14 protein-coding genes are annotated in these 14358 nt (G+C 40.0%); 10 read left to right on the top strand and 4 right to left on the bottom strand.

Annotation, left to right across the window (positions count from 1 at the left end):
* Positions 1–52: 52 nt before the first annotated feature.
* The gene (gene refZ, locus FXF70_RS09015; RefSeq protein ID WP_041092572.1) at positions 53–718 is read left to right on the top strand and encodes a forespore capture DNA-binding protein RefZ; all 666 of its coding nucleotides are present in this window, start codon (positions 53–55) and stop codon (positions 716–718) included.
* On the opposite strand, the gene hisJ is transcribed toward refZ, so the two are convergent.
* Positions 688–1503, bottom strand: coding sequence for a histidinol-phosphatase HisJ (hisJ, locus tag FXF70_RS09010; protein WP_148780128.1), 816 nt, complete (start codon positions 1501–1503; stop codon positions 688–690). The genes refZ and hisJ overlap by 31 nt on opposite strands.
* 335 nt (positions 1504–1838) lie before the next feature.
* On the opposite strand from hisJ, the gene ezrA reads away from it, so the two are divergent.
* The gene (gene ezrA / locus FXF70_RS09005) at positions 1839–3542 is read left to right on the top strand and encodes a septation ring formation regulator EzrA (protein ID WP_148780127.1); all 1704 of its coding nucleotides are present in this window, start codon (positions 1839–1841) and stop codon (positions 3540–3542) included.
* A gap of 40 nt (positions 3543–3582) precedes the next feature.
* Here the strand turns inward: ezrA and brnQ (FXF70_RS09000) are convergent, their stop codons facing one another.
* Positions 3583–4926 (bottom strand): branched-chain amino acid transport system II carrier protein, encoded by a 1344-nt coding sequence (brnQ, locus tag FXF70_RS09000; RefSeq protein WP_148780126.1) that lies wholly within the window; start codon positions 4924–4926, stop codon positions 3583–3585.
* A 214-nt stretch (positions 4927–5140) separates the two neighbouring features.
* Positions 5141–6484 (bottom strand): branched-chain amino acid transport system II carrier protein, encoded by a 1344-nt coding sequence (gene brnQ, locus FXF70_RS08995; RefSeq protein WP_148780125.1) that lies wholly within the window; start codon positions 6482–6484, stop codon positions 5141–5143.
* A gap of 202 nt (positions 6485–6686) precedes the next feature.
* On the opposite strand from brnQ (FXF70_RS08995), the gene FXF70_RS08990 reads away from it, so the two are divergent.
* From FXF70_RS08990 to FXF70_RS19050, 7 genes are all read left to right on the top strand, one after another.
* Complete coding sequence (locus FXF70_RS08990) at positions 6687–7829, top strand: cysteine desulfurase family protein (RefSeq protein ID WP_035702028.1); 1143 nt, start codon at positions 6687–6689, stop codon at positions 7827–7829.
* A 4-nt stretch (positions 7830–7833) separates the two neighbouring features.
* On the top strand, positions 7834–9039 hold the full coding sequence (thiI, locus tag FXF70_RS08985; RefSeq protein WP_007501769.1) for a tRNA uracil 4-sulfurtransferase ThiI: 1206 nt from the start codon (positions 7834–7836) through the stop codon (positions 9037–9039).
* A gap of 89 nt (positions 9040–9128) precedes the next feature.
* On the top strand, positions 9129–9341 hold the full coding sequence (locus FXF70_RS08980; RefSeq protein ID WP_003216385.1) for an alpha/beta-type small acid-soluble spore protein: 213 nt from the start codon (positions 9129–9131) through the stop codon (positions 9339–9341).
* Between the two features lie 221 nt (positions 9342–9562).
* On the top strand, positions 9563–11143 hold the full coding sequence (mbcS, locus tag FXF70_RS08975; RefSeq protein ID WP_129547762.1) for an acyl-CoA synthetase MbcS: 1581 nt from the start codon (positions 9563–9565) through the stop codon (positions 11141–11143).
* A gap of 136 nt (positions 11144–11279) precedes the next feature.
* Positions 11280–11894, top strand: coding sequence for a LysE/ArgO family amino acid transporter (locus FXF70_RS08970; RefSeq protein WP_048001839.1), 615 nt, complete (start codon positions 11280–11282; stop codon positions 11892–11894).
* 300 nt (positions 11895–12194) lie between these two features.
* Entirely contained in the window at positions 12195–12947 is a 753-nt protein-coding gene (locus FXF70_RS08960) for a hypothetical protein (RefSeq protein WP_148780124.1), read from the top strand.
* A 15-nt stretch (positions 12948–12962) separates the two neighbouring features.
* Positions 12963–13139 (top strand): hypothetical protein, encoded by a 177-nt coding sequence (locus FXF70_RS19050; RefSeq protein ID WP_008356320.1) that lies wholly within the window; start codon positions 12963–12965, stop codon positions 13137–13139.
* A gap of 52 nt (positions 13140–13191) precedes the next feature.
* On the opposite strand, the gene FXF70_RS08955 is transcribed toward FXF70_RS19050, so the two are convergent.
* Positions 13192–13623: a MarR family winged helix-turn-helix transcriptional regulator gene (locus FXF70_RS08955; protein ID WP_144667388.1), complete on the bottom strand. Its 432-nt coding sequence runs from the start codon at positions 13621–13623 to the stop codon at positions 13192–13194.
* Positions 13624–13741: 118 nt separating this feature from the next.
* On the opposite strand from FXF70_RS08955, the gene FXF70_RS08950 reads away from it, so the two are divergent.
* Entirely contained in the window at positions 13742–14329 is a 588-nt protein-coding gene (locus tag FXF70_RS08950; RefSeq protein WP_017358293.1) for an NAD(P)H-dependent oxidoreductase, read from the top strand.
* The last annotated feature ends 29 nt before the right edge of the window (positions 14330–14358 follow it).

Below are 14358 nucleotides of genomic sequence, written 5' to 3'. Positions count from 1 at the left end.
AGGAACTTCCGCCTTCACCTTGAAGTATGTACACATGAAGAGGGGTGAGCGGATGAAAACATCAACAACCGTGCAAACAAAAGACCGTATTATTGAAGCTGCCATCAGACTTTTTAACCAAAAAGGATTTTCTGGAACCTCTGTCCGTGAGATTGCGAAGGAAGCAAACGTCAACGTTGCCCATATATCTTATTACTTTCAAGGAAAAGGAGGGCTGCTCGAGCAGCTCGTATCCGATTTTTATGAAGGCTATATTCAGATGATTGAATCGCACATCCAGCACATGGAAACCCGTCATGCAAAAGAATGTTTACTTCATGTGGTTTTTGATATTTTATCTTATCAGCATGAAAACCGTCAATTAACCCGTTTCGTTTATCGAGAGGTGACCATTGATTCAACGCTGATCAGGGAAATCATGTCCACCTATTTAACAAAGGAAAAATACTTGTTTCAGCTCATCATTGAAAAAGGAAAAAGCACCCATGTGATTTGTAAGCAGCTGTCCCTCTCATCATTTATGATCCAGCTAAAATCACTTCTGATGATGCCATATTTGCAGCCGCAATATTTAACAGAGGTGCTTTATATCAACCCAAACGAGCCTTACTTTTATCAAACGTACTATAAGGAACTGAGCCGGTCGCTTCATCATTTATTAGAACCAAATGAACCCGCACTTGATTCTCACCTGAAACTCATGATGTCTTCAAATTGATCATACGCATACCCGAGATCTTCCGCTTGATGGGCATCAGACCCGAATATGAGCGGAATTTTTTTCTGTTTTGCAAGATCAATCATCCATTGATCTAAATAGATACTTCTGGCATATGTTTTACGAAGACCTGATGTATTAAAATCTAAGGACATGCCTTTTTTTGCCGTTTCTTCAAGACAAAGGGTAACCCTTTGACATAGTTTTGGCGACATTTCGTATGGAAAAAGCTGTTTGAATTTCTGGACAAGGGTGATATGACCGATTCTCTTTGGCTTATATGGACCTAAAGATGATAGAATAGAAGAATGAATTTGGTCATAGTAGCTTTGATAGACGTGTTCGATGCTGCCATAGATGCTGATCAGCTGCTCGAAAGCATGCTCATCAAAATCAAGACAAATATAATCATTGCCAGCAGGAAGAAAGTGAACAGATAAAATGCTATCGTCTAGTTCAGGGCCGTAGCAGTCTAAAAAGGCACTTGTTTCCTCTTCATACTCTTTGATATAGTCGACCTCAAGCCCAGTTTTTACTATTAACTGTCCTTTATATTCCTGTTTCAGCTGATCCAGCTTCGTCAAATAGGCTTCAAGGTCTTGAAGCTTCATGGCACTATCCTGCTCAGGCGTTGGATCTCGAAACGAAGGAGGCAGCGGGGCATGCTCGGTAAAGGTGATGGAATCAAATCCCTTTTTCATTGCTTTTTCAATATAAGAATGAAAAGGATCAAGCGTACCGTGCGGGCAAAATGGCGTATGTAAATGTGCATCTTGTTTCAACATGTCGTCACCTCTTGTCGATATTTTGAAAAACGTCATGTTTATCAGCGAAAATAATGAAAAATCATGACCAAAAATGCTGGTTACATGGTATCATAATAACAATGAAAACGACAGCTTCCGCATACATAAAAACAGGTCACATCAATACATGTGATCAAATGATAGAAAGCCTGAATGACTTTCTTGAAAAAACATACATAAAACCGTGAATGGATCGTATTGGCAAAATACAATCCTGCTTATAAAAAACAAATGCAAAGCGGACACGAAAGGGTTCTCAGGTCTACTCGGGACACTACCCTGACATCACTTAGATCACAACAAGGGGGCTCATTATGGAGTTTATCATCGGTTTAATTGTCATTTTGCTTGCTTTGTTTTCAGTCGGTTATTTCCTCAGAAAAAATATATATAAAGAGATTGACCGATTGGAAGCATGGAAAATTGAAATTTTAAACAGATCAATTGTAGAAGAAATTTCAAAAATCAAACATTTAAAAATGACCGGAGAAACAGAGCAGTTTTTTGAAAGATGGCGTGCAGAGTGGGACGATATCGTCACAGCCCATCTTCCAAAGGTAGAGGAGCTATTATATGATGCAGAGGAGTATTCTGATAAATATCGATTCTCCAAAGCGAAGCAAGTTCTTGCACATATAGGAGATCTGCTCACGGCTGCTGATTCAAACATCGAAGACATTTTAAAAGAGATTGCAGACCTTGTCACAAGTGAAGAGCAAAACCGAAAAGACATCGAGAAGGTCAAAGAGCAATATCAAACGGTACGAAAAAATCTACTTGCTTACAGCCATTTATATGGCACCCTTTATGACAAAATGGAGCAGGACTTGGACGAGGCCTGGGAAGGGATCAAGCAGTATGAAGAAGAGACAGAAAACGGAAACTACATGACAGCAAGGAAAATTTTGCTTGAGCAAGACCGCAGACTCGATCAGCTGCAATTATATATCAATGATGTACCGAAGCTCATCGCAGACTGCAAACAAACTGTGCCAGGTCAGCTGACGAAGCTGAAAGACGGTTATAAAGAAATGACAGACAAAGGCTACAAACTAGAGCACATCCAGATCACAAAAGAGCTGGATAACTTGAATAAACAGCTGACCCGGGCGGAGAAACTGCTGATTGATGAACTCAACTTAGATGAAGCATCAAGCATTCTGCAAATGATTGATGATGCGATTCAGACGCTGTATGATCAGCTAGAAGCAGAAGTAGAAGCAGGTCAGGAAATCAAGAGCAAAATGCCTGAGCTGACCGAAGCATTTGAAAAACTTGAACAAGACCACACGCAGACAAAGGCAGAAACGGCTCTTGTGAAAGAAAGCTATAAGCTGACAGCGGGAGAGCTGGATCAGCAGAAAGCATTCGAAAAACGATTAGAAGAAATTGAAAAGCTCATGAAGCAAATACGAGAGAAACTTGATCGTGACCATGTCGCATACACATTATTAATGGATGAAATCAATCAGCTTGAGACCTTTATTGAGGATGCCAAAACGCTTCATGAAGCGTTTAAAGATCACCTTCAATCGTTACGAAAAGAAGAATTACAGGCAAGAGAAACATTGGCTGAACTTAAAACCATGCTGACAGATACAGTGCGCCAGCTGCACAAAAGCAACATTCCAGGTGTACCTGCTGACATCAAAGACCGTGCTGAAAAAGCGCAGGAGATGATTCAGCAAGTGCAGGAGCAGTTAGAGAATTTGCCGCTGAATATGCTAGCAGTGAACCAGCAATTAAAAGAAGCCTCTGAAACAGTCAGACATGTCGTTGATGAAACACATGACATGCTTCGTAAAGTGGATCAAATTGAACGGATTATACAATACGGCAACCGGTTTAGAAGTCAAAACCACATTCTTTCAGAGCAATTAAAAGAGGCAGAACGAAGATTTTATGCCTATGATTATAACGATTCATTTGAAGTGGCAGCAGCAGCTGTCGAAAAAGCATCACCTGGAGCCGTCCAGAAGCTTTTAACTCAGCAAGAAAAAGAATATCAGCATCAATAAAAAAGCTGAAGTCCATTTTAGGACTTCAGCTTTTTCCATGTTATGAAACTTGTTTTTGGCGTTCTTCTGAAGCAGAAGAAGTGAATAGAGAGATAACAAATCCAATCACGATTCCGAGTATGGCAGGTACAATCCAGCCAATGCCAAGGTCATATAGCGGCAAGATCGTTTGAAAGAGATCTTTCACAGGACCGATAGGCAGTTTAGCCGCTGCTAAACCGTCAAACAGACTGACGCAGCCAGTTAAAATCAAAGTAAGGACATACACAGGTCTTCTATGACCAAGCCATTTGTCAGCAAGTGATAAAACGATAATCACAATTGCTAACGGGTAAATCGCAGTTAACACAGGTACTGAAAAAGCGATAATATGAGCAAGTCCAAAATTTGAAATGATAAAACTGAATAATGTGACGAGTGTAACGACCATTTTATAAGAAAGTTTAGGTAATAAATTTGAGAAATACTCTCCGCACGATGTCACAAGACCGATACTTGTGGTTAAACAGGCAACCGTAATCGCCGCGCCTAACACAATATTACCTAAACTGCCAAAAAGAAATTGTGAAGACTGAGCCAAGATTTTACTACCATCTCCAACAAAACCAATGGCGTGTGTACTTGAAGCACCTAAATAAGCAAGTGATAGATAAACAAATGTTAATCCGCAAGCTGCAATTAGACCTGCTTTGATACAAGCAGAAGTGAGTGCCTTTTTACTTGTTACACCACGTCCTTTAATGGCGTTGATGACAACAACCCCAAACACAATAGATGCAAGAGCGTCCATGGTTTTATAGCCTTCTAAAAACCCTTTGAAAAATGATCCATTGCTATAGGACACATCAGGTGTGCCAATGACGCCCATCGGTGTCAAAATGGCTTTGACGATAATAATCAAAATGATCGTAAATTTAATCGGTGTTAACACTTTCCCTACACGATCCACAATTTTCGTTGGATTTAGCGCAAGATAATACGTAATACCAAAAAAGACCAGTGTAAATAAAAAAAGTGAGAGCCAAGCTGGTACACCAGCTAAAAAGGGTAGTGCACCAATTTCATATGAAACCGTTCCTGTACGAGGAATAGCGAAAAGTGGCCCGATAGATAAATATAAAATGACGGTAAACGCTGTTCCAAAAGCTGGGTGAGCTTTATCAGCTAATCCTTTCGCATCTCGACCTGTCAAAGCGATTGCAATAATCCCTAGAAGAGGTAAACCGACACCTGTTAATAAAAATCCGCCCATTGCTTTCCACACATTTTGCCCAGCATATTGCCCAAGCTCTGGTGGATAAATCATATTACCGGCGCCGAAGAATAGAGCAAACAGCATAAAACCTATGATAACCGTATCTTTCGTCGACAAAGTTGCCTTCATTGCATTTAAAGCCTCCATTATTATGTTGAAATATTCTGTTAATTAGTTGCTAGGTAACCGTTCATCATTAACAATCACTAATTATAAATGATGTACGCCTGATGTCAACATGTGTTTTCGTACAAAAGTCATGAATTTTTCTATTTTAGTATATGAAGAACAATAAAAAAACATCCCCTTCTTCTTTGGAAGGGGATGTTTTGATTTGCGATGATTATGAGGCAAGTTGCTTTGGTGGGCTGGTAAACATGGAAATAAGTACACCAATCAAAGCACCGATAATAGCTGGTATGATCCAGCCAATGCCTAAATCGTAAAACGGAACAATTGATTTCAAGATGCCAGGAAATCCGCCTAGATTCACTTCGGCAGCTAATAATCCATCAATGATGGCAAAGAAACCAGTAAAGATGAGAGAAGTAATATAAATGATTCTTCTGCCGTTAATCCAGCGGTCAAGGAACGATAATAAAATAATGACAATGGCCAGTGGATAGATCGCTACGAGTACAGGCACCGACAGAGAAATGATTTGTGCGAGTCCGAGGTTTGCAACCAGTGTACTAAATAAAGAGACGATTAGAACGACTGTGCGATAAGACAGGCTAGGGAAGAGCTTTGAAAAATATTCTCCACAAGATGAAATAAGTCCAACACTAGTCGTTAAACAAGCGAATAAAATGGCTGCGCCAAGAACAATGTTACCAGCAGAACCGAATAAAAAGTTGGCAGAAAGTGAAAGTAGTTTTCCTCCTTCATTTGCTCCAACCATTCCCGTGGCATCGGGGCTTGAAGCACCCACATAAGCGAGTGAAATGTACACGAGTGCCAGTCCAACAGCTGCTACGAGTCCTGCCTTAATACAAGCTGCTGCAAGAGATTTTCGCTCTGTGATGCCTCTGTCCTTAACAGCTGTCACCACGACGATTCCAAATACGATAGAAGCAAGTGCATCCATTGTTTTATAGCCTTCTAAAAATCCAGTGAAAAGCGGATTTGCCTCATATGTTTTATCTGGAGCACCGATCATTCCCATTGGCGTAGCAATGGCTTTAATGACAATAATGGCAATAACAGTTAATAAGATCGGTGTCAAAATTTTACCAATACGATCAACCAGCTTTGAAGGATTTAACGCAAGCAAGTATGAAATAGTGAAAAACACTACGGTAAAGATGAATAGTGGTACCCATGAAGTGGATTGGGCACCTGAGAGAAATGGAGCTAATCCTATCTCATACGAAACCGTACCAGTTCGCGGAATGGCGAAAAATGGTCCAATGGATAAATACAAAATCACGGTGAATATAGTCCCGAATTTAGGGTGTGCTTTATCGGCAAGGCCTTTGGCTCCGGTACCTGTAAGGGCGACAGCAATAACCCCTAATAGTGGAAGACCTACGCCTGTAAGTAGGAATCCGCCGATGGCAAGCCATACGTTTTCACCAGCATATTGTCCAAGAACAGGCGGGAAAATCATATTTCCTGCGCCAAAGAATAATGCAAAAAGCATTAGTCCAATAGCCAATGTTTCTTTTATACTTAAACTATTTTTCAAAATAGTCCCTCCTCAATCAGTGTATTGTGTCAAATTTAAATATTCTGACAATTTAGGTGTTTATATGACAATTGCACTATGGATGATATAGTGAAAATGAAAAGTTGTCAACTGCCATTTTCAGAAAATTCTCTGTCTGACTTCATTATGGTAACATATAAATGCATTTATTTTTAAAGTTTTTTTGTAAGGAGTTTAAGATATGATTTATCTTGATAATAGTGCCACAACAAAGCCTTATCCAGAGGTTTTACAAGTACATCAGCAAGTGAGTGAGCGTTTTTTTGGGAATCCGTCTTCGCTGCATCAACTTGGAATTGATGCGAGCCGTCTATTAAGTGAAACGCGAAAACAAATCCTTCACTATACAGGCTTTACACAATATGAGATTATTTTTACTTCAGGTGCAACAGAAGCAAATAACATAGCCATCAAAGGGGCTGCTCTTGCCAAGATGAACCGAGGCAGACATATTGTCACAACAGCGATTGAGCATCCATCTGTCATCGAATCGTTTGAACAGCTGAAAACATTATTTGGCTTTGATATTTCCTATATTCAAGTAAATGAGCATGGCCGTGCAGATATGACGCATTTAAAAGAAGTGCTTCGCCCTGATACAGTGCTTGTCAGTCTCATGCATGTAAACAATGAAACAGGCGCGATTCAGCCGATAGAGGAAGCGGCAAGCATCATTCGGACGTATGCCAAAGAGGCGATTTTTCATGTCGACGGCGTACAAGGAATTGGCAAGGTTCCGCTGCCTAAAGAGATGGATATTGATCTTTTAACGATGTCAGGCCACAAGATTCACGGCCTGAAGGGAACAGGTGCCCTCTTTTTAAAGAAAGAGATCGTGCTTGCCCCTTTTATCACAGGAGGAGAGCAGGAACTAGGCCTTCGCTCAGGGACTGAGAACCCTGCTGGAGCTGTCAGTTTAGCAAAAGCCATCAAGCAATCATTTGAACATTTAAACAAGCATCATGACGAGATGATCGCTTTAAAAACGGAGCTAGAGCAGCAGCTTGGAAAGATAGAAGGCGTCGTTATAAACACACCGCTGACGCATAGCGCACCGCACATTGTGAATTTTTCAGTGCCAGGTATTCAAATTGAAGTCCTTCTGCATATGCTCGAAAAAGAAGGCATTTACGTTTCGACAACGTCTGCTTGTTCTGCAAAGAAAAAGGAACCAAGCCGTGTCCTGCTGGCGATGGGGAAATCAGAAGAAGCAGCCAAAAGCAGCATGAGAATCAGTTTGACATATGGACAAGGACCAGAGCTAGCGCCGCAAATCATCACATCGATCGCACAAAGTGTGAAAAAATTAAAAGGAATGAGATAACAACATGAAGTATGACCATATTTTAGTCCGTTTTGGTGAGATTTCAACAAAAGGGAAAAATAGAAAGAAATTTATCGAAAAACTAAGACAGCATATCCGGTTTGTATTAAAAGACTTTGAAGCATTAAAGTATGCATCTGATAGAGACCGCATCACGATCATGCTAAACGGAGAAGACCCTGAACCGATTTCAGAACAGCTTAAAGGTGTATTTGGCATTCAAAGCTTTAGCCTGGCTGTAAAATGTGAGACAAATCTTGATGCCATCAAAGAAGCGGCACTCTCAGCGGTTCAGGAAGTGTATGAACAAGGAAATACATTTAAGGTCTCAACGAAACGCTCTTATAAACAATTTGAGCTTGATTCAAATGAAATGAACCGAGAAATTGGTGGACATGTTCTAAGGAATACAGACAACTTAACCGTTAATGTGAAACAGCCAGATGTTCACTTGCGAATTGAAATAAGAGAACACGCGACGTACATTACATTTAAAGATGTAAAAGGTGCAGGCGGACTGCCAGTTGGTTCAAGCGGAAGAGCGATGCTTATGCTCTCTGGCGGCTTTGACAGCCCAGTGGCAGGCTATCAGGCAATGAAACGAGGCATTCAAATTGAAGCTGTTCATTTCTTTAGCCCGCCTTATACAAGTGAACGTGCCAAGCAAAAGGTCATTGATCTAGCGGAATGCTTAGCTGCTTATGGAGGCGAAGTCAAGCTTCACATCGTTCCTTTTACGAAAATCCAAGAACTCATTCACAAACAAGTACCAGAAAACTATACGATGACTTCAACGAGAAGAATGATGCTCAAAATTGCAGATAAAATAAGAGCCAAGCGTGATGCGCTTGCCATTATTACAGGTGAAAGCCTTGGTCAAGTGGCAAGTCAGACACTTGAAAGCATGTATGCCATTAATCATGTCACAAACACACCGATCATTCGTCCGCTGATTGCCGTGGATAAGAATGACATAATCGAAGAAGCGAGACGAATTGGCACATATGAGACAAGCATTCAGCCATTTGAGGATTGCTGCACGATCTTTACGCCGCCATCTCCAAAAACAAAACCAAAACTTGAAAAAGTAGAACGCTACGAAAGCTTTGCTGAATTCGAGCCAATGCTTGATGAGGCAGTGGAGCAGATCGAAACAATCGTTGTCACAAATGAAAAGAAAGCAGCTGACAAATTCGCTGATTTATTCTAAATAAAAAATTTCATAATAATTACCATAAAATCAATCGCATGAAGTCATGTGTTTCTACACATTCTATATTCACAAGGAGGTGAGAACACATGGCTCAACAAAACAGACAAAGCAGTTCTAATCAATTAGTCGTTCCAGGCGCTGCACAAGCGATCGACCAAATGAAGTACGAAATCGCTTCAGAATTTGGCGTAAACCTTGGACCAGAAACAACAGCTCGCGCTAACGGATCAGTTGGTGGAGAAATCACTAAGCGTCTTGTATCTTACGCTCAACAACATATGGGTGGCGGATCTTTCTAAGACACACAATTAAAAAGCTATGGCTTATGAGCGGGTTTATTCCCGCTCTTTTTTTTGTACATAAATTGTTAGAATATTTTTAAAAAAGAAGACGAAATGAAAAAATTATGGCATAATACTAGGAGTAGGTCCTAATTCAAGCATTTTTCAGTTATGAGTGTTAGAATAGGTAAATTGAAACATGATTCGTTTCATAGAAAGAGGCTAAAAGGAGCTGTACCATGAAAAGAGAAGACTTAATTGCACCAGAACAATATAACTTAGTCAGTGAGATTGAAGCATTCAGTCATGACCAGGAGAAAATCGCCCTGCACTGGCAGGACGGAAATGGTCAGGAAGCGCACGTGACATATGCAGCATTAGTAGAAGAGGCGAATAAAATTGGTCATGTTCTATTAAATGCAGGCTTTAAAAAAGGCGATAAAATCATTGTGATGGTGCCGCGTATGCTAGAGGCATACAGCATTTATTTAGCGATTTTAAAAACAGGGATGGTTGTAATTCCTTGTTCAGAAATGCTTCGCGCTAAAGATATAGATTACCGAATTGAACATGCAGAAGCAAAAGGAGCGATTGTTTACGCATCATTCATTCAATCGTTTGAAGGAACCAACCAGCCAAAAGATTTTAAAACATTCTCGATTGGTGAGAATGATCATGGCTGGACAAACATTGTTGCGCAAAAGGAAGAGCAGTCAAGCGAGTTGAAATTGGCAGACACAACACGTACGGACATGGCGTTTCTATCTTATACATCAGGCACAACAGGTAACCCAAAAGGGGTTGTTCATACACACGGCTGGGCGTATGCACATTTACGTACTGCGGCCAAAGCATGGCTCTCCATTAATGAAGGGGATAAAGTATGGGCAACAGCAGGACCAGGCTGGCAAAAATGGGTGTGGAGTCCTCTCTTATCTGTTTTAGGAAGTGGAGCAGAAGGTTTTGTTTATGGAGGGAAATTTAATCCGGATACGTACTTAGAGCTGCTTCAAAAAAATGAAATCAATGTTTTATGTTGTACACCAACGGAATATCGGTTTATGGCAAAAGTAGATGACCTCAGTCAGTACGAGCTGCCGAAATTGCATAGTGCTGTTTCTGCGGGAGAGCCACTTAACCGTGAAGTCATCGATACGTTCAAAAAACATTTCGATATCGAAGTGCGAGATGGTTACGGGCAAACAGAAAGCACGCTGCTAGTTGGGGTGCTGAAAGGAATGGACATCAAGCCGGGCAGTATGGGCAAACCAACACCTGGCAATGAAGTAGAGATCATTGATGAGAATGGCCAGATCTGTGCTCCAGGAGAAATAGGTGACATTGCCGTTCATCTTGAAACGCCGGCTTTATTCAAGGAATACTACAAAGATGCAGAGCGTACAAAGGCGCAGCGCCGCGGGGATTACTTTATTACCGGTGACCGTGCGAAAAAAGATGAAGACGGGTATTTTTGGTTTGAAAGCCGCAGGGATGACATCATCGTCAGCTCAGGCTATACAATTGGCCCGTTTGAAGTCGAAGATGCACTGATTAAACACCCAGCAGTGAAAGAATGTGCGGTCGTGGCAAGTCCAGATGAAATCAGAGGATCAATCGTGAAAGCATACGTCGTCCTGCGTGATGCATCTGCACAAAGCGATGAGCTGATTAAAGAACTTCAAACACACGTGAAAAATACAACAGCACCGTACAAATATCCAAGAGAAATCGAATTCATTGACGAGCTACCAAAAACTCCGTCAGCGAAAATTCGACGTGTCGAGCTGAGAGAAAGAGAGCTTGCACGAAAATCATCATAACAGTAGAAACAATAAGCGTCTGGATGGAAAATCATCCAGCGCTTTTTTTATTGGACAAATCAAATATGTAAAATTCGTTCATGATGTTTTATGTTAAAATGTGTAAGGATGACTTGAAAAGGAGAATGTTCTGAAAATGTCGATTGCGATAATTCATGGGATTGTGCTTGCCTTTGGTCTTATTTTACCTTTGGGCGCACAAAATGTATTTGTATTTCAGCAAGGAGCCCTTCAGCCTCGATTATATCGCGTACTGCCTGTTGTCATTACAGCTGCTCTCTGCGACACACTTTTAATTACTTTAGCTGTCATTGGGGTTTCGGTTGTTGTACTCACCATTCCTATCTTGCAAATAGGTCTTTTTATCATTGGATTTTTCTTTTTACTTTATATGGGGTGGTCAGTTTGGAACACGAGCTCCGCAACAGGTAATCAAGAAAAGATGGACCTGATGCCTATGAGAAAACAAATCGTATTTGCCTGTTCCGTTTCCCTATTAAATCCTCACGCGATTCTCGATACAATAGGAGTAATAGGAACGAACTCTCTTCAATATCATGGGGCGGAAAAGGTGGCATTTACCGCAGCCTGTATCATCGTCTCGTGGTTATGGTTTATGGGTCTTGCCCTTCTCGGGAAAATGTTAGGAAAGCTAGATACAAACGGCAAGTGGATGAACCGGATCAATAAAGCATCAGCCGTCATGATCTGGCTGGTTGCATTATATATCGCCTATCAGCTTATTGGATAAAGGATACATAGAGCAAAAGAGACGTGATGCATGAAAATGAGTGCTGAACATGTCATGGGAAAAAGCGTTGGATGGAAAACATCTGGCGCTTTTTTGTTGACTACTATTTCGGGAGAAGCTTCAGTTACATCCTGTTCATTTATCTCAGACATACTGACGATTCAATTACCTGAAGGAAATGATATCAAGTAGGAGATATGCTACATTATTTATAGTGGTTATTTTTGGTAAATAAGCCTCTTATGCCATTTTCCATAAAAAGGTATCAATTTTATGGGATTTATTAAAGGAGGCTACATAATGAAAGTAAGGAAGATGCTTGTTGTTTTATTATTCATTTCACTTCTATGCGGACAATATCCTGTGGGGAAAGCTGTTAGCATAAAAGAGGATATGCCTTTTGAAAAGATACAAAACAATAAAGTGGCTGAAAGGCTCATAAAAAAAACAAAAAAGAGCTTTCAATTTTTACAGGCAAAAGAAATAGCCTACAAAAAAGGGTATCAATTAAATGGAGAAAGTGTAGCAGTTCATTTGAATGATGCTAAAGCGAATGTTGTTTATTTTTATCTAACAAAGAAGAAAGCAGATAATCAGCTAGTAAGCACAGCATCATTTATTTCAATTTCACTAAGTCAGATAAAGTCCTATTATATTCAACTTGCGGAATACGATGAGCAAGGTAATTTACACTCATATTTCATTCAAAATGGAAAGTTGAAGAATGAGTTTCATATCAATCCAAATGGGGAGTTTTTAAAAGGATCTTTTACCTATGGTGAAAACGGTGCGAAAAAAGATATGATGGAATTAAATAGAAAAATTATGAATGCTGAAGATTCGGAAATTCAAACGAGCTTTAATTGGAACAAATTTTGGAGTTGTTTAAAAAAGAAAAGTGGCCCGAATGAATCTCTTCCGCTTCGTTCAATGGTTCTTGGGGCTTGTTATTATGTTTGTTTAACAGGACCTGTTGGTTGTATAGCATGTACAGTCATTAATGCAGGAATATCGGCTGGGATAGCAGGTTATTGTGTGAAAAAAGTTTGGTGAATTGGAGGTTTTCAAATGGCTCATAAAGAACAGCGTAAAGGGGCAGTGCTTGCTGTCTTTGATACATTGACGTTTGGTGTACCAGTCTTGTTGTGGAATTTATATAAGAATACGAATAAAACATTGAAGCTGATGATCCCGATTATTCCAATAGTAGGTTTCATCACGTATCTTTTAGCATCTCTTTACTAATGTGTTCAAAAATCATTTGCATGAGCGATACGCTCATGCTTTTTTCATTCGATCATTTTTTGAAGATGGTTTGATTTAATAGACGGAGAGCTTGTACGATATCATCCATTTGATTTTGGTCAGAGGAAGAAAGGCTGTCCATGAGCATGGATTCAATTTGTTGAAATGCTTTGTCCATACACGCACGGCCTTTTTTAGACAGCATAATGACATGTTTTCGCTTGTCATCTTTATCTTCTTGTCTATCAATGAATTGTTTTTCGTGAAGCTTTTTCAATTCTCTGCTGACATTCGGAAGAGACATGTGCTGACAATCGGCGATTTCGCTAGGTGTTAGCGGCTCACTGACGGCTAACTGCTCCAGAATCAAATATTGTAGAGTGGTTAGATCAGATGGTTTGACCTTGCTCATCATAGCATGTTTCAGCTCAGAAAAAGTAGAAGCAAATGTGACAAACTCTTTGAAAAAATGGGGGTTTTTCATCATTTTCACCTCCTACGTACCATACCAAATTTATTATCAAAAAACAATTATCATTTGACAACTAAAAAAGAGAGGTGTATGCTTTTTGTTATCAAATGATAACTAAAGGAGATAAGCCATGAATGTACTCATTATTTATACTCACCCTCATCACAATAGTTTAAATGGTGCTTTTTTTAAAGAAATCCTAAAGGGCAGTGAAGAAAATCCAAACGTTCAAGAAGTGAGAATCATAGATTTATACCAAGACAAATTTGATCCTGTACTTATTTTTAATGAAGAGAAAAAAAGACGTGATATGCATAAGGACCCTGAGATTCAAGAATATCAAGAGAAAATCAAATGGGCAGACAACATCGTGTTTGTTTATCCGATTTGGTGGGGTAGGCCGCCAGCTATGTTGCTTGGTTTTATTGATCGCATGTTTGCAGCGAATTTTGCTTACCGTCAAACTGGCGGTCTGCTTCCAGAAGGCTTGTTAAAAGGAAAGAGGGCTGTATGTGTATCGACAATGCAAGGACCGACCCACTACCCTTTCTTCTTTTTGCAGAATGCCCACAAGGTGTTAATGAAACGAGCTCTTTTACAATATGTCGGGATTAAACCGGTGAAGTTCTTTGAATTTGGCATGATGGAAAGTCCAAAAGGGAAGCATGACGTGAAATTAAAACGGATATACAACTATTTTCGGAATATCAGCTCATAAAACCACATTCCTTGAGTCACTTTTCTTCT

Source organism: Bacillus sp. Y3 (genome assembly GCF_008123875.1).
Lineage (GTDB): Bacteria > Bacillota > Bacilli > Bacillales > Bacillaceae > Bacillus > Bacillus altitudinis.
This window is presented reverse-complemented; position numbering and strand designations above follow the sequence as displayed.